The organism is Novosphingobium aerophilum, from assembly GCF_014230305.1.
GTDB classification, from domain to species: Bacteria; Pseudomonadota; Alphaproteobacteria; order Sphingomonadales; family Sphingomonadaceae; genus Novosphingobium; species Novosphingobium aerophilum.
On the sequence record NZ_JACLAU010000001.1, the window covers coordinates 331,101 to 345,896 of the forward strand.

Below are 14,796 nucleotides of genomic sequence, written 5' to 3' on the forward strand. Positions count from 1 at the left end.
TTCCTAGGATCACGGGTCGGCGGGGGTGCGGGTAATGCGCATCACTTCGCGCTGGAGGGCATGGCGCGGTTCGTCCTGGCCCTGCGTCTCGACCGCAAGCGCGACGTGGGCGAGCATCAGGCAGAGGCCCAGCAGATTGCGACCGGCCGGGTCGAGATCGGCCAACGGACGGGCGTCGAGCCAGACCAGCGCGGCGTCCAGTCTGGGCGCCATGGCGTCGTGGAACGCCGCGAGCGCCGTTGCCGAGGCCGCACTCCGCCGGGCGGCCCGCTCTGCGCTGGTCGCCGGCGTCCAGTCCGCAACGAAGGGCTCCAGATCGGCGAAGTCTTCAGGCAGGATCATGGTCATCCCGCCGTCCCCGCCGCCGCTTCATGGGCGGCGACCGCATCGCGGACCGCGCCGATCAGGTGGCGGCACAGGGCTTCCTGGGTCTGGAAATGGATGTGCTTCAGTGCCCCGCTCGCCAGCCCGCGCTGCCCCGCTTCGATCACCGCGCGATCCTCGGCGTGAACGTCGCGGGCCATGGCCATGACATATTCGCGCGCGAAGCGCTCGCTGGCATCGGCGTCGTCGCCTTCCCAATAGATCCGGATCACCCCGCGCGAGCGCTGGGGTCCCAGCGGATAGACCACATGGCTGAAGTGCGGCGCCACGGTCCCGAGGATGAAGAAGTTCGGAAACAGCGCGAAGTACTCCCGCCCGTTCGGCCCTCCGGCCAGTCCGCGCCGGGCCGCGGCGATCATCGCCTTGCCCATGGCGACCCTTTGCAGCGGCGCGATCCGTGGCTCCGGGTTGGTCCAGATCGTCTGGGTCCGGTGCGGTCCGAAGAACTGGTAGCGCACCGGATAGCCGAAGGGATTTTCCGAGCTGAAGGTCGCCTCGCCGGTCCGCGGATGGATGAACCGCAGGTGGTAGTTCTCCTGGAAGTTGTCGTAGGTCAGCTTCCAGTTCGCCGCGATATCGTAGACGTACTCGCTGAACCGCGTCGCCCGCGCCACCGGCAAGGTCTCGAGCTCGTCGGCAAGCTCCCCCAGCCAGTCGCGCAGGGGCACCGGATCTGCCCCCAGGTTGACGAAGATCAGCCCGGCGCAGGTGTCGAGTGCCACCCGCGGCAAGGCGCAATCGGCCTTGGTGGTGAAGAACCGCTCGAAGTCGGGGGCCGACAGCAGCGCGCCGTCGAGTCCGAAAGTCCAGCGGTGGTAGGGGCAGGAAAAGGTGCTGGTGCGGCCTTCGGCCTGGTCGGTGAGCTGGGTGCCGCGGTGGGTGCAGACATTGTGGAAGGCCCGGATCTCGCCATCGCGGCCACGGACGATCAGCAGGCTGACGCCGGCGAACTCCAGCTCGCGCCGGATGAAGCTGCCCGGCTGGGGCAGCTCGCAGACATGGCCGATCTCGATCCAGCTGCGCAGGAAGATGGCCTGCCGTTCGCGCTCGTACCAGTCGGCATCATGATAGTACTTCGCCGGAATGGGCTCGCGGCCGAGGAAGTCGAGATCGGCCTGGTCGACAGACGTGAAGGTCGGTTTGGTCGCCATGGTCACCTCGTTCGGCCGTGCCTTGCTCTCGCACCGGCGAGACAGGACCCGTCGGGCGGGCCGGCTTCGCTCTGCCCAAGTTCAGGCTATCGACTTGGAGAGGCGTGACAATCGTCCCGGCTTGGGGTCTCCCGATGATCGCCGCCGCGATGGCCGGCGGCGGGTCTGGCGCCCCTGGCGCAGAGGGCAACGACGCGTGGGCGATGAAACCCCGGGGTGGCGCGGGACGGCGTTGACTCGCCCGGCCCGGCCCCTGTTATGGCAACAGGCAATGGGGCCAGCACAGGGCGGGGAGAAAACATGACTGAGGCGGTGGCCCGGACCCGACGCCCGCGCGATCCCGAGGCGACCCGCACGGTCATCCTGGAGGCCGCGTGCAAGCTGCTCGCCAAGGATGGCCCCGCCGGGATCAGCCTGTCCGAAGTGGCCCTGCTGGCCGGGGTCAACCGCGGCACGGCCTACCAGCATTTCGACACCCGCGAGCGGCTGATCGAGGAGACCGTGTCCTACGTTTCCGACAAGCTGCACCGGGCTGTCCTGGGTGATCCGGCCACGGCCGCGCAGCGGGTGGTCGAGGAGGTCGACATGCTGGCGGTGACGCGCAATCTCGCGCGGTTCGCCATGGACAACCCGGAGCTGTGCCGGGTCTGGATGCTCCAGATCCTGGCGGCGGAGGACCCTTCGAAGGACGTCTTCTGGCGCGAATATTCCGGATCGATCGCCCGCTTCGCGCAGACCGCCCTGGCCCAGCCGGGAATCGACGTGGAGGTCTTCTCGATCATCAGCCTGGCCGGACATATCCTGTGGCCGGTATGGGCCCGCGCTCATTCCGGCGGGGAGGCCGCCTCCGCCGCCGAGGCCGACCGTTTCGCCCGCGAGATGCTGCGCCTGTCGCTGCACGGCACCGTGCGCCCGGACCGGGCGCCGCCCGCCGTGGTCGGCGCGGCCCGGCCCGACGACCGGTCCGACACCTGACCCCATTTTCAGAAAGGATATCCGATGTTCAACGCCATCCTGATCGAAAAGCCCGAGACCGGACAGACGGTGTCGGTCCAGTCGCTGGACGAGAGCCAGTTGCCCGAAGGCGATGTCACCATCGACGTCGCGTTCTCGACCCTCAACTTCAAGGATGGTCTGGCGATCACCGGCAGCTCGCCGGTGGTTCGCAAGTTCCCGATGGTTCCCGGGATCGACCTGGCGGGCACGGTGCGCAGCTCGGACCATGCCGACTGGAAGCCGGGTGACAAGGTCGTGCTCAACGGCTGGGGGGTGGGGGAAACCCACTGGGGCGGGCTCGCCCAGGTCGCCCGGCTCAAGGGAGACTGGCTGGTGCCGCTGCCCGCGGCCTTCACCGAGCGGCAGGCCATGGCGATCGGCACGGCGGGTTACACCGCGGCGCTGTGCGTCGATGCGCTGGTCAAGGCCGGGGTTACCCCGGACCAGGGCGAGGTGCTGGTGACGGGTGCCACCGGCGGGGTCGGCAGCGTGGCGGTGGCCCTGCTCAAGCAGGCGGGCTTCACTGTGGTCGGATCGACCGGGAAGGCGTCCGAGGAGGACTACCTGCGCCAGCTCGGCGCCGCTGCGGTGATCGACCGGGCCGAGCTTTCGGCCCCGGGCAAGCCGCTCGCCAGGGAGCGCTGGGCCGGGGTGGTCGATGCGGTGGGCAGCCACACGCTGGCCAATGCCTGCGCCCAGACCCGCTATGGCGGCGCCGTCGCCGCCTGCGGCCTGGCCCAGGGGGCCGATTTCCCCGCCACCGTCATGCCCTTCATCCTGCGCGGCGTGCGCCTGCTCGGGGTCGACAGCGTGATGGCCCCGCGGCCGCTGCGCCTGGCGGCCTGGGAACGGCTCGCGCGCGATCTCGATCCGGCTCTGCTCGAGGTGATCGGCGCCGAAATCGGGCTGGCCGAAGCCCCCGCCGTGGCCGCCGACCTGCTTGCGGGCAAGGTCCGCGGCCGGGTGATCGTCGACGTCAACCGCTGAGCCGGATGGACCTCCGCCCATGACCAGCGAGGCTGCCTCGATCATTCACGGCCCGGCGCTCGACCAGGAGGAAGGGCTCGGCGAGCTGACCTTGACCGGATGGTTCCGCACCGTCTGCCAACAGGGCGGCAACGCTGAGGCCCTGGTTTACCATGACGGGGGCGTGGGCACGGGGCACCGGACCAGCTGGACCTATGCCGACCTGTGGCGCGAAGCCATGGCCGTGGCCCGCGCGCTGATCGCCTGCGGGGTGGGCAAGGGCACGCGGGTCGGCATCCTGATGACCAACCGCCCCGAGTTCCTTTCGGCGACCTTCGGGACGGCGCTGGCCGGCGGCGTGGCGACAACCTTCAGCACCTTCTCCACCCCGGCCGAGCTCGATCACCTGCTCGAGGCCTCGGCCGTGTCGGTGCTGCTGGTTGAGGCGCAGGTGCTCAAGAAGGACTTCGCGGCCGTGCTGCGCGAGCTCGATCCGGCGATCTCCGGGGGGCGCCCCGGGGCGATCGGTTCGACCCGCTATCCGTACCTGACCCATGTCGCCGCCGTTGGCGATGCCGTGGACGGGGGCGCGGTGGAAGCCTGGGCGGGCTTTGTCGCGCGTGGTGCCACGGTCGATCCGGCCGTGGTCGAGGCCCGGGCCGCCACGGTGATGCCGGCCGATCCCGGGGTGCTGTTCTTCTCGTCCGGGTCGACCGCCCGGCCCAAGGGGATCCTCTCGGCCCATCGCGGAGTGACGCTGCAGCTGTGGCGCTGGCCCCGGTGGTACAAGGTCGGGCAAGGCGATGTGCGGGTCTGGTCGGCCAACGGCTTTTTCTGGTCCGGCAATTTCTCGATGGCGCTGGGCGGGGCCCTGACCTCGGGCGGGTGCCTGGTGCTGCAATCCACCTTCAACGCGGAAGAGGCCCTGACCCTGGTCGAGCGCGAGCGCGCGACCATGATCCTGGCCTGGCCGCACCAATGGGAGCAACTCATCGCGGCACCCAACTGGGCCACGGCCGACCTGTCCTCACTGATCTACATGGACTGCAAGTCCCCGATCGCGCGGCACCCGACCGTGCGCAGCACCTGGCGCGAACCCTACGCCGCCTTCGGCAACACCGAAACCTTCACGCTGATGGCCGCCTATCCCGCGAACACGCCGGAAGCGGAGATCGCCGGCAGCAATGGCCTGCCGTGCCCGGGCAACACGATCAAGATCGTCGATCCGTTGAGCGGCGCCACCGTGCCGGTGGGCCAGCGCGGCGAGATCGCGGTCAAGGGGCCGACGCTGATGATCGGCTATATCGGTGTGCCGCTGGCCGACACGCTCGATGCCGAGGGCTTCTTCCGCACCGGCGATTCCGGTCATGTCGATGCGGAGGGCCGGCTCTTCTGGCACGGTCGACTCAACGACATCATCAAGACCGGCGGTGCCAATGTCTCGCCGGTCGAGATCGACGGCGTGCTCAAGACCCTGCCCGGAATCAAGGCGGTCCAGACCGTGGGCGTGCCGCACGACACGCTGGGCGAGATGGTGGTGGCCTGCGTCGTGCCGCATGACGGCGCCCGGCTCAGCGAGGCCGCGATCCAGAGCGCCGCGCGCGAGACGCTGGCCAGCTTCAAGGTGCCGCGCCGGGTGCTGTTCTTCGCCGAGGAGGACCTGGCGCTGACCGGAAGCGCCAAGATCAAGACCGCCGACCTGCGCCAGCGTGCGGTCGAACGGCTGGAGCAGGAAAAGGGAGAGCCGCCGCAATGAACGATGCCCTGGAGATCGCCAACCTCAAGGCACGCTATTGCGCGGCCGGAGACTCCGCCCCGCACGATCCGCAAGGCGCCATCGCCGCCCTGCTCCCCTGCTTCGTTCCCGATGCGACGGCCGATTATGGCTTCATCCAGTTCGACACTCCGGCCAAGCTGGCCGAGTTCATGGCGACCGCAGTGGGCGGCGGCTCGCAGTGGATGATCCACATGCTCGGATCGCCGCGCATCGAGGTGAACGGCGACGAGGCGACGGGCGACTGGACCATCGCGGTCCATTCGCGTCGCCGCGATGGCGAGACGATGCTGATTGTCGGACGCTACAGCGACCGCTTCCGCCGCACGGCCGAAGGCTGGCGGATCAGCCACGTCGGCTTCACCCGCTACGAATAGGAGCGCCTAGGTGACCCCGATCTTCGCCGGCCGCACCGTGCTCGTGACCGGAGGCGCCGCCGGTCTCGGCCGCGCCCATGCCCTCGCTTTCGGCTCGCGCGGGGCCCATGTCATCCTCGCCGACATCAACCCGGCCGGCATGGCCGAAACCCGCACCCAGGTCGAGCAGGCGGGCGGCACCGCCGAGCAGCATGTCTGTGACATGGCCTCAGAGGACGACATCACGGCGCTTGCCGCGCTGGTCCTGGCCCAGCACCCGCGGATCGACGTGCTGATCAACAACGCCGGACTCCATCTGGGGGATATCGCCCGGGGGTTCTTCGGCCTGGGCCAGGCCCGGTGGCAGCATTATCTTGCGGTCAACACGATCGGGCCGATGCTGCTGGCCGAGGCGCTGCGTCCCGCTCTGGCGGCCGCCAAAGGGCTGATCATCAACAAGAGCTCGATGGCCAGCTACCAGCCGGCCACGGCCTATGGGGTGACCAAGGCCTGCCTGAACGTGTTCACCCATGCCATGGCCAGCCAGTTCGCCGCGGACGAGATCCGCTGCGTGGGCATTGCCCCGGGCCTGATGGAAACCCCGGCCGCCAAGGACGGGGTGGCTGAGGAGAACTGGCAGCGGCTGAAGGCCATGCAGATGGTCAAGCGGCAGGGCACGGCCGAGGACATCGCCAATCTGGCCGTTTTCCTAGCCTCGCCCGAAGGCAGCTTCATCAACAACCAGATCCTGCTGTGCGACGGCGGCAACCAGCTGCGCGGTTTCCGGATCTGATCCCCGCAGCATCGGAGAACACGATGGGCCTTTACACCACGATCCACCTGCACAACGTCCCGGCCGGGTGCGAGGCCGACTATGCAGCCTGGTTCGAAGGCGCGCACCGCGAGGATTTGGCCCGGCTGCGCGGCTTTCGCAGCGCCGATCGCTACGAGGTCACCCCCGAGCAGGTGATGCCCGACATCGCGCAGCCGTGGCGCTACATGAGCGTCTACGATTTCGAACTGACCCATCCCGAAATCGATCTGCCGGCCCTCGGCCCCTTGCTGGCCAAGGCGCGCGACGGGGGCTTGATCGACGATGCCACCGAAACCGAGCGAATCTATAGCTACCGGCTCTATTCGGACTGGAAATCGGGCCCGAACCACGTTCCCGACAAGCCCTTCTCCAGCATGTTCATGATCCTCGCCAATTTCGTGGCGGGCATGGAGGAGGAATACCATCGCTGGTATGACGAGGTGCACATTCCCGAGGTCTGCCGGGTGCCGGGCTTCGTCGCGATGCGCCGCGGGCGGCTGTCGGCGGTGCAGATCGAGCCGCGCCGGTTCTGTCCGGGCAGCGACGTGGTGATGTGCGGCCACCAGACCGATGACCTGCTGTTCTCGATCAAGGATTTCAGCGCCCGGGCCCGGGGAGTCAGCCCCAGCGGTGACCAGATGGAGCCGCGCTCGAAGGCCGGTTCCTTTGCCCGGACCGTGCACTTCTTCCGCAAGATCAACGGTCCGGACTTCTGGGACGGCGGCATGGCCTATGCCGGGGACCTTTCGGTCTATCCGCCCGATTTCCGCGTCACCGGCGCCTGACCGAACGGGGCGCGGCGGCGGGGGCCGGGCTCATCGCGCCCGCGATTTGGCAGCCGGCCCGCCTGTCAACCACCCCGCAGCTCGGTTAGGGTCATGCCGACCCGACAACAGACAGGGGTGGAGCGGAGCGTGGGCAAGACTATCGTCATCACCGGTGCCGGAGACGGACTGGGTCGGGCCCTGGCCCGGCGCTTCGCGCGCGACGGGGACAAGGTCGTGCTGCTGGGCCGGACCTTCGCGAAGGTCCAGGCCGTCGCCGAGGAGATCGGTGACTCCGCACTGGCGCTGCCCTGCGACGTGGCCGATCCCGATTCGGTTCGCGCCGCCTTCGCCCAGGTCGCGGAACGCCATCCCAAGATCGACGTGCTGATCAACAATGCCGGGATCTACTGGCCCTTCACCCTGGCCGAGGCGACCGATCAGCTGGTCCAGGACCTGGTCGGCATCAACATCTCTGGCACGGTGTTCTGCACGCGCGAAGCCATGCCGCTGCTGCGCGGCGGTGGGCTGGTGATCAACGTGACCAGCGAGAGCTCGGTGCTCAAGACCCCGATGATGTGGCTCTATGCCTCGACCAAGCACGCGGTCGAGCTGATGTCCGAGATGTGGGCGCGCGAGTTCGAGCCCGACGGGGTCCGGGTCACCGTGGTTCGCGCCGGCCAGATGTTCGACGAGACCAAGACCGGTGCGCCCTGGCCGGTCGAAACCTCGATGCGCTTCGGCGCGGCCGCCGCCTCGGTCGGGATCAACCTGCGTGAGCGCGGCTTGTCGCACTACAATTCGGTGACCGACGTGTTCCGCGCGATCCTCGACATGCCCGCCGACACGCACCTCAACCTCGTTGCGGTCAACGGCCGCAAACCCTGATTCACCACAAGGAACCGACATGCCCCTGCTTCCCGACGCCAAGCTCTTTATCGACGGCCAGAGCCGTGATGCCGAGGGTGGCAAGACCTTCGCGGTGATCAGTCCGTGGACGGGCGAGGCGGTCGGCCAGGCCGCCGATGCCTCGGCTGCCGATGTCGAGGCTGCGATCGTCGCGGCCCGCCGCGCCTTCGACCAGACCGACTGGGCGACCAACACCGCGCTGCGTGTGGCGCTGGTGAGCCGCCTCTACGAGCTGTTCGACGCCAATCGCGGCCGTCTCGCCGATCTCGCCCGCAACGAGGCCGGCGCTGCGCTCGGGGCGATCGGGCGGGCCCATGTCGACATGGCGATGGACGGCTGGAAGGACTACCTGGACCTGTTTCCCCAGTTGAAGTGGGAAAAGGACTACGGCAGCCGCACCGGCTATGGTTTCGAGACCGTGCGCAAGGCGGTCTATGAGCCGGTGGGCGTGGTGGCGGCGATCACCCCGTGGAACGTCCCGCTCTATGTCAATGTCGGCAAGGTCGTCGCCGCGCTGCTGGCGGGCTGTACCGTCATTCTCAAGCCCGCCCCCAACACCCCGGGAATGGGCGCGATCTTCGGCGAGCTGGCCGCAGAGGCCGGATTCCCGGCCGGGGTGCTGAACGTGGTGTTCGGCTCCGATCCGGCCCTGGCGGGCGAGATGCTGGTGCAGGACCCGCGGGTTGACCTGATCAGCTTCACCGGATCGACCGGGGTGGGCAAGCGGATCATGGAGCAGGGCGCTGCCACGCTGAAGCGGGTGTTCCTCGAGCTGGGCGGCAAGTCGGCCAAGATCGTGCTGGACGATGCCCCCAACTTCGCGATGGAGTGCGCCCAGTCGATCCTGGTGTTCCACGCCGGGCAGGGTTGCGCGGTCCATTCGCGCCTGCTGGTGCCGCGCAGCCGCTACGAAGAGGCCAAGGCCGTCCTTCAGCGCGCCTATGCGGGGTTCGGCGACAACTGGGGCGACTATGACAACCCCCAGCATATCATGGGGCCTGTGGTCTCGCAGCGGCAGATGGAACGGGTCCTGTCCTACATCGAACTGGGCAAGCAGGAGGGCGCCACCCTGCTCGCCGGCGGTTCGCCCCGGCCCGACAAGGGCGGCGGCTATTTCATCGAGCCGACCTGCTTCGTCGACGTGCGCAACGATATGCGGATCGCTCAGGAAGAGATCTTCGGACCCGTGCTTGTGGTGATCCCGTTCGACGACGACGACGATGCCGTGCGCATCGCCAACGAAAGCCAGTACGGCCTGTCCGGCGGGGTCAGCTCGGGCAGCCTCGATCGCGCCATGGCGGTCGCGCGGCGCATTCGCACCGGTTCGGTCAGCATCAACGGCGGGATGTGCATCGCCGGCGACTTGCCATTCGGGGGTTACAAGGCTAGCGGCATCGGCCGCGAGTGGGGCCTGGAGGGAATCGAGGAGTTCCTCGAGACCAAGCTCCTGGCGTGGCGACAGGGCTAGGGACGAAAGTGGCGACAGACGGCAAGCTGGCTGACGTTATTCCGATCACGGCGGCGGCGGGTGCCAGCCGCCGCCGGCAAGTCGCAGCTGCCGCCCGTCGTGAAGCGTCTGCCCACAATCTCAACGGCCAGCGGCTCGGCCGCAAGGGGCGCGACACCCGCGACCGGATCGTTGCGGCCGCGCAGGACATCATTCTCGATCCGGCTGGCGACGGTTCGATCACCTTGTCCGAGGTGGCCCGGCGTGCCGCCATCCGGATGGGCACGCTCTACCTCTATTTCGCCGACCTGACCGAACTGATCCTCGCCGTGCTCGAGCCGGTCATGGCGACGGTGGAGGACGAGTATGTCCACCTCGTGCGGGAATACTGGCCGGACAAGGAACTGCACGCCCGTGCCGAGTGCTTCGTCCGCGCCTATTTCGATTTCTGGACCCGCCATTCGCGCATACTCCACCTGCGCAACAGCATGGCGGATCGCGGCGACGAACGCATGCTGGTTCATCGCGTACGCTCGGCGATCCCGGTCATGCGGCTGATGGTCACCCAGATGGACAGCCGGCCGATGGAGCGGGGCACCTTGACCTCGAGCACGGCGACCGCGCTGATGACCGGGCTGGAGCGTGTCGCCACGGTGATGACCGATGACAAGATGACCAGGGTCCTGAATGAACCGGTGAACCCCCTGGCTCACCTGCTCGAGGCCGAAACCCGGATCTTCGAGCTTGCCATCCGCGATCAGCGCAAGCTCAACCGCACGGCCTGACCGGCCCGCGGCGGCCGGGTCTCAATCGCGCTTCCGGCCCAGCTTTTCGACATAGGCGCGCATCGTCTCCAGATAGGCCGGGTTGAGCATCAACCCGCTGTTGGCCATGCGCTCCACCTGCCGGGCGCCGTCCCTGCCCAGTTCGGCGCAGAGTTCGATCGCGACCTTGGCGGCGCCCATCTGCTCGCCGTTCTGCTTGGCGAGGTGGCGGCAGAAGTCCATCACTTCGGCCTCGAAAGTCTCGTCCGGAAACACCTGGTGGACCAGGCCCATCGTCAGCGCGAGCTGGGCATCGGCCGGCTTGTTGGCCATGATCAGCCAACGTGCCCAGTGCGGCCCGCACAGCCGGGTGAGCCGCGAAACCCCGCCCGAGGCCGGGAGCACGCCGAACAGGCCCTCGGGAAAGGCATAGGACGCACTCGCGGCGGCAAGGCGGAAGTCGCAGGACAGCGACAGCTCCAGCCCGCCCCCGACGCATGGCGCGTGATGGGCGACGACGATGGGCTTTTCGATGTGCTCCATCTCGTCCCACAACTGCTGCATGCCGTTGAGGTTCAGGCGGTGGTTCTCGCGAATCCCGCTGGCGGTCTGGCCGGTCGGGGTGATCTTGCGCTGGCCCCCCTTCAGGTCGGCCCCGGCGCAGAAGTAGCGCCCCGCCGCCCGGATCAGCATCACCTTCAGTTCGGGCGTATCGCGGAACCGGTGCACGGCCTCGGTCAGGAGGTCCATCGTGCCCATGTCCAGCGCGTTCAACTGCTCGGGCCGGTTGAGCGTGGCGATCAGGATGCCGTCTCCGGTATCCTCGGTCAGCAGGGGCAGAGCCTCGGTCATGGTTCCTGCTTAACCCCGCGTGCGCGGCAGGCCAAGGACGCGCTCGGCAATCATCGAGCGGTGGACCTGGCTGGTCCCGCCATAGATCCGGGTCCCGTGGGCATGGCGGTAGCACTGGTTGAGCATGGCCGCCGGCCCTTCGCGCTTGGTCAATGAGAGCGGCGCGGTCAGGTCGAGCAGGTCACGCGCATCCTCGAGAAACTTCTCGGACGAATGCATCTTGGCCATCGGGCCATAACCCACGTTCGGCTTCTTTTCGGCGGCCGCCCAGGTCGCGCGATACTCGAACAGCTCGCCGATCCAGATGTTGGCGAGCGCCCGGGCCAGCCGGGCCTGGACCCGCGGCGTGGCGATCAGTGGGGCGCCGTCGGGGGCGGTGATGGTCCGGCACAGGTCCTCGGCGGCATGGAGCGCATGGGACATCGGCTTGGCGAAGCTGCCACCGTGCTCCAGCTCCAGCGCCGCCGACATCGTCCGCACCCCGCCGTCGACCTCGCCCAGCCGCCAGCTGTCGGGAATCTTCACGTTGTCGTAGAAGGTGATGTTGGTCCGTTCGTCCTGGAAGGTGTAGACCGGCTGCACCGTCACCCCTTCGGACTTCAGCGGCACCACGAACATGGTCAGCCCCTTGTGCTTGGGCACGTCCGGATTGGTGCGGGTCAGCATCAGCACATAGTCGGCGATGTTCGCTCCCGAGGTGAACATCTTGGTGCCATCGATCCGCCAGGCATTGCCCTCGGGCGTGGCGCGGGTCTGCGCGGCGAACACGTCCGAACCGGCGCCCGGCTCGGAATAGCCGAGACTGGCCAGCGCCTCGCCGGCGATGATCCGGCTCAGCACGTCGCGCTTGAGCTCGTCGCTGCCGGTCCGGGCGATCATCAGTCCGACCATCTCGGCCACGCCCGCCGCCGGATTGCTGTAGCCGTGGCGCTCTAGCGCGCCGCGCGCCGCACTGCGGGCATAGGGCCCGACGCCGCGCCCGCCCAGCTCGGGGCTCGACAGGAACAGCAGCCCCGCCTCGGCCATCTTCTTGTGCAGCTCCGGCACGTGGCCTTCCCACGAATAGTGGAACCGCGCGCGCATCTCCGGGGTGACGTTGGCGGTCATGAAGGCGTCGATCTCGGCGATCATCGCGCGGGCTTCCTCGCCGATGTCGAACTCGATCGGGCAATCCCCCACGTCCGGCAGGCTCGCCGTCTCGCCAGCATAGCGGCGGCGCCCCGCTTCCTCCAGCCAACCGGCCGGATCGCCCCAGACCAGCGGCCAGGCCTTGGCGCGCAACACATAGAGGTAGATGTCGTATTCGGTGGTCAGGCCATAGCCGCCGAAGGTCTGCAGAGCCTGGCTCGCCGCCTTGCCCGCCGCATCGGCCGCGGCCCAGATGGCAAGGCTGACGTTCACGGCGGCATCGGGGCTGCCGTCGGCGATTTCGCGAACCGCCTTCCACGCCAGCAGCTTTGCCCCGTCGACCTCGCACAGGCAGTCCGCCAGCGGGTGGCTGATCGCCTGGAACTGCCCGATCAGTTGGCCGAACTGCTTGCGTTCGCTGGCATAGGCCGCCGCCATCTGCAGCGCCTGCCGCCCCAGTCCGGCAAGCGCCGCGGCCTGCAGCAGCTTCCATTCCTCGACCACGGCGGCGTGCCGGGCCGTGGCCTCGGGACCGCTGGCGAGCACCGTCGCCGCGGCGGCGGTCAGATCAACCTCGGCCAGGGCGTTGCCGGCCAGGTTCGGCTCGGCCGGACGCGCCGTGGCCGGGACCTCGAGCAGCACGACGTCGTCGCCGCGGCGGGCGACGACCAGTTCGGCCACGGCGCCTCCCGCGATGAACTGGCGCGGCCGTGCGGCCAGGTCGTGCAGGGCCAGGCTGGCAACCCGCGCGCCGCTGACGATCGGCTCGGCATCGCCGCCCAGTTGGCCGACCAGTCTTGCCGCCAGGATCGCCTCGGCCAGCGGCCCGGCGGCCAGGGTGCGGCCGGCCTCTTCCATCACCACCATGGCATCGAAGGTGCCCAGACCCAGTCCGCCGGCCTCCTCGGGCACGCGCAATCCGAAAGCGCCCAGTTCGGCCAGGCCCTGCCACAGCGCGGGATCGAAGCCCTGCTGCTCGGCCGCGCGCAATTGCGGACCGGTGCACGTTTCCTCGAGGAAACGCGCGAAGGTCTCGCGCACCATCTGCTGTTCGCTGGTCAGCTCGAAATTCATGTCGGATCTTCGTCCTGTCGGGCGCGGGCCACTCAGCCGCGCTTCATCATCTTCGAGATGTCGATCTGGCCGGTCGCCAGCGAGCCCATGAAGCCACCGTCGACCGGCAGGACCACGCCGGTGATGATCCCGGCCAGGTCACTGTTGATCAGCAGCAGCCCGTTCGCCTGTTCCTCGGCGGTGGAGTAGCGGCCGAGCGGTTCGGCCGCGGCATCGACCACCTCCTTGCCCGAGGTGGCCTGGAAGGTGTCCATCATCGGGGTCTGGGTGGGCGAGGGCAGGGTGCAGTTGATGCGGATGCCCTGGCGGATCAGGCGGGCGCACATGAACTGGGTCCAGACGATCACCGCCTCCTTGGAGAAGGCATAGCCTTCGAACACCTGGTCCATGTGCGCTTCGGCCCAGGCGATTGCCCCGGCAAAGCCCGTCGTCTGCATCAGTTCCATGTGGACGGGGATGCGTCGGCTCCAGCCCAGCCCGCCGGTCGAGGCGATGCTGACGATGGCGCCGCCCGGGCCCATCAGCGGCAGCACGCATTCGGTCAGGTGACGGGTCCCCGCGAAGTTGACCTTGAAGGTGTCCATCGCCGGGAAGGCGCCGCCGCCGGGCAGGCCGGCGCAGTTGAACAGGGCGTCGACCTTGCCGCCGATCGCGGCCACGGCGGCTTCGATCGAGGCGGGATCGCGCAGGTCGACCCGATTGAACGAGGCCAGCGGGAGGCTGCTGTCCTTGAAGTCCAGACCATGCACCTCGGCGCCGAGATCGATCAGTGCCCGGGCCGTGGCTTCGCCCATCCCCGAAAAGCAGCCGCTCACGATCACGCGCTTGCCGCTATATCCCAAAAGGTTGCTCATGATCCGTTCCTGACCGTTCAGCTCTGTGTCCCGGGCACGACTGCCACAGGCGTGCGCATTGCGGGATAGCGGATTGGGGGCAGCGGGGCGCTAATCGCCTTGGCGATAGGCGGTTGCGGGAGATTGGCATTGCGGGCGGGGCCGGTAAGCTGGCGGCATGACCTGGCAGAGATCCCGCATCCGGCTCGACGACGACAACCGCGCGTTCTGGACGGGCGGCCGTGAGGGCCGCCTCCTCATCCACCGCTGCAACGATTGCCACGGCTTCATCCACCCCCCGCGCGAGGTGTGCCGGCACTGCCAGTCCGAGAATGTCGCGCCGCATGTGGTCAGCGGAGCGGGACGGATCGACACCTACACCGTCAATCACCAGAAATGGGCGCCCGACATGGAGGTGCCCTTCGTGATCGCCCGGGTCGCGCTGGACGATGCCCCGGGGGTCTACCTGACCACCAACATCGTCGGCTGCCCGGTCGATGCGGTGGACATCGACGATCGCGTGCGGGTCGTGTTCGAAGAGCAGGACGGCATCTGGTATCCCCTGTTCGAGAAGGTCGACTGAC

15 protein-coding genes are annotated in these 14,796 nt (G+C 68.3%); 10 read left to right on the forward strand and 5 right to left on the reverse strand.

What is annotated here, in order from left to right:
* Positions 1-9: 9 nt before the first annotated feature.
* Together H7F49_RS01485 and H7F49_RS01490 are read right to left on the reverse strand one after the other, a co-directional pair.
* On the reverse strand, positions 10-348 hold the full coding sequence (locus tag H7F49_RS01485) for a hypothetical protein (RefSeq protein WP_185681773.1): 339 nt from the start codon (positions 346-348) through the stop codon (positions 10-12).
* On the reverse strand, positions 345-1,535 hold the full coding sequence (locus tag H7F49_RS01490; RefSeq protein WP_185681774.1) for an aromatic ring-hydroxylating oxygenase subunit alpha: 1,191 nt from the start codon (positions 1,533-1,535) through the stop codon (positions 345-347). Before H7F49_RS01490 ends, H7F49_RS01485 begins: the two co-directional genes overlap by 4 nt.
* Before the next feature lie 300 nt (positions 1,536-1,835).
* Here H7F49_RS01490 and H7F49_RS01495 point away from each other — a divergent pair, with 300 nt between their 5' ends.
* The 9 genes from H7F49_RS01495 (at position 1,836) to H7F49_RS01535 (ending at position 10,346) form a co-directional block, all read left to right on the forward strand.
* Positions 1,836-2,510 carry a TetR/AcrR family transcriptional regulator gene (locus H7F49_RS01495; RefSeq protein WP_185681775.1) on the forward strand — a complete coding sequence of 225 codons (675 nt, stop codon included), beginning with the start codon at positions 1,836-1,838 and terminating at the stop codon, positions 2,508-2,510.
* A 24-nt stretch (positions 2,511-2,534) separates the two neighbouring features.
* A complete protein-coding gene (gene acuI, locus H7F49_RS01500; RefSeq protein WP_185681776.1) occupies positions 2,535-3,518 on the forward strand; it encodes an acrylyl-CoA reductase (NADPH) in 984 nt (327 codons plus the stop codon).
* Positions 3,519-3,537: 19 nt separating this feature from the next.
* Entirely contained in the window at positions 3,538-5,253 is a 1,716-nt protein-coding gene (locus H7F49_RS01505; protein ID WP_185681777.1) for a class I adenylate-forming enzyme family protein, read from the forward strand.
* Entirely contained in the window at positions 5,250-5,648 is a 399-nt protein-coding gene (locus H7F49_RS01510; RefSeq protein WP_185681778.1) for a nuclear transport factor 2 family protein, read from the forward strand. The genes H7F49_RS01505 and H7F49_RS01510 overlap by 4 nt, the downstream gene beginning before the upstream one ends.
* A 10-nt stretch (positions 5,649-5,658) precedes the next feature.
* The gene (locus H7F49_RS01515; protein ID WP_185681779.1) at positions 5,659-6,420 is read left to right on the forward strand and encodes an SDR family NAD(P)-dependent oxidoreductase; all 762 of its coding nucleotides are present in this window, start codon (positions 5,659-5,661) and stop codon (positions 6,418-6,420) included.
* A 23-nt stretch (positions 6,421-6,443) separates the two neighbouring features.
* Positions 6,444-7,226 (forward strand): hypothetical protein, encoded by a 783-nt coding sequence (locus tag H7F49_RS01520; protein WP_185681780.1) that lies wholly within the window; start codon positions 6,444-6,446, stop codon positions 7,224-7,226.
* Between the two features lie 129 nt (positions 7,227-7,355).
* A complete protein-coding gene (locus H7F49_RS01525) occupies positions 7,356-8,093 on the forward strand; it encodes an SDR family oxidoreductase (protein WP_185681781.1) in 738 nt (245 codons plus the stop codon).
* A 19-nt stretch (positions 8,094-8,112) separates the two neighbouring features.
* Complete coding sequence (locus tag H7F49_RS01530; protein WP_185681782.1) at positions 8,113-9,582, forward strand: aldehyde dehydrogenase family protein; 1,470 nt, start codon at positions 8,113-8,115, stop codon at positions 9,580-9,582.
* A gap of 8 nt (positions 9,583-9,590) precedes the next feature.
* Positions 9,591-10,346, forward strand: coding sequence for a TetR/AcrR family transcriptional regulator (locus H7F49_RS01535; protein ID WP_185681783.1), 756 nt, complete (start codon positions 9,591-9,593; stop codon positions 10,344-10,346).
* Between the two features lie 21 nt (positions 10,347-10,367).
* On the opposite strand, the gene H7F49_RS01540 is transcribed toward H7F49_RS01535, so the two are convergent.
* Genes H7F49_RS01540 through H7F49_RS01550 form a run of 3 tightly spaced genes read right to left on the reverse strand, consistent with a single transcriptional unit; the run spans position 10,368 to position 14,233 of the window.
* Positions 10,368-11,177, reverse strand: coding sequence for an enoyl-CoA hydratase/isomerase family protein (locus H7F49_RS01540; protein WP_185681784.1), 810 nt, complete (start codon positions 11,175-11,177; stop codon positions 10,368-10,370).
* Between the two features lie 9 nt (positions 11,178-11,186).
* Complete coding sequence (locus H7F49_RS01545; RefSeq protein WP_185681785.1) at positions 11,187-13,379, reverse strand: acyl-CoA dehydrogenase; 2,193 nt, start codon at positions 13,377-13,379, stop codon at positions 11,187-11,189.
* A 32-nt stretch (positions 13,380-13,411) separates the two neighbouring features.
* Positions 13,412-14,233 (reverse strand): coniferyl-alcohol dehydrogenase, encoded by an 822-nt coding sequence (locus H7F49_RS01550; protein ID WP_185681786.1) that lies wholly within the window; start codon positions 14,231-14,233, stop codon positions 13,412-13,414.
* A 157-nt stretch (positions 14,234-14,390) separates the two neighbouring features.
* On the opposite strand from H7F49_RS01550, the gene H7F49_RS01555 reads away from it, so the two are divergent.
* A complete protein-coding gene (locus H7F49_RS01555) occupies positions 14,391-14,795 on the forward strand; it encodes a Zn-ribbon domain-containing OB-fold protein (RefSeq protein ID WP_185681787.1) in 405 nt (134 codons plus the stop codon).
* Position 14,796 lies beyond the last annotated feature (1 nt).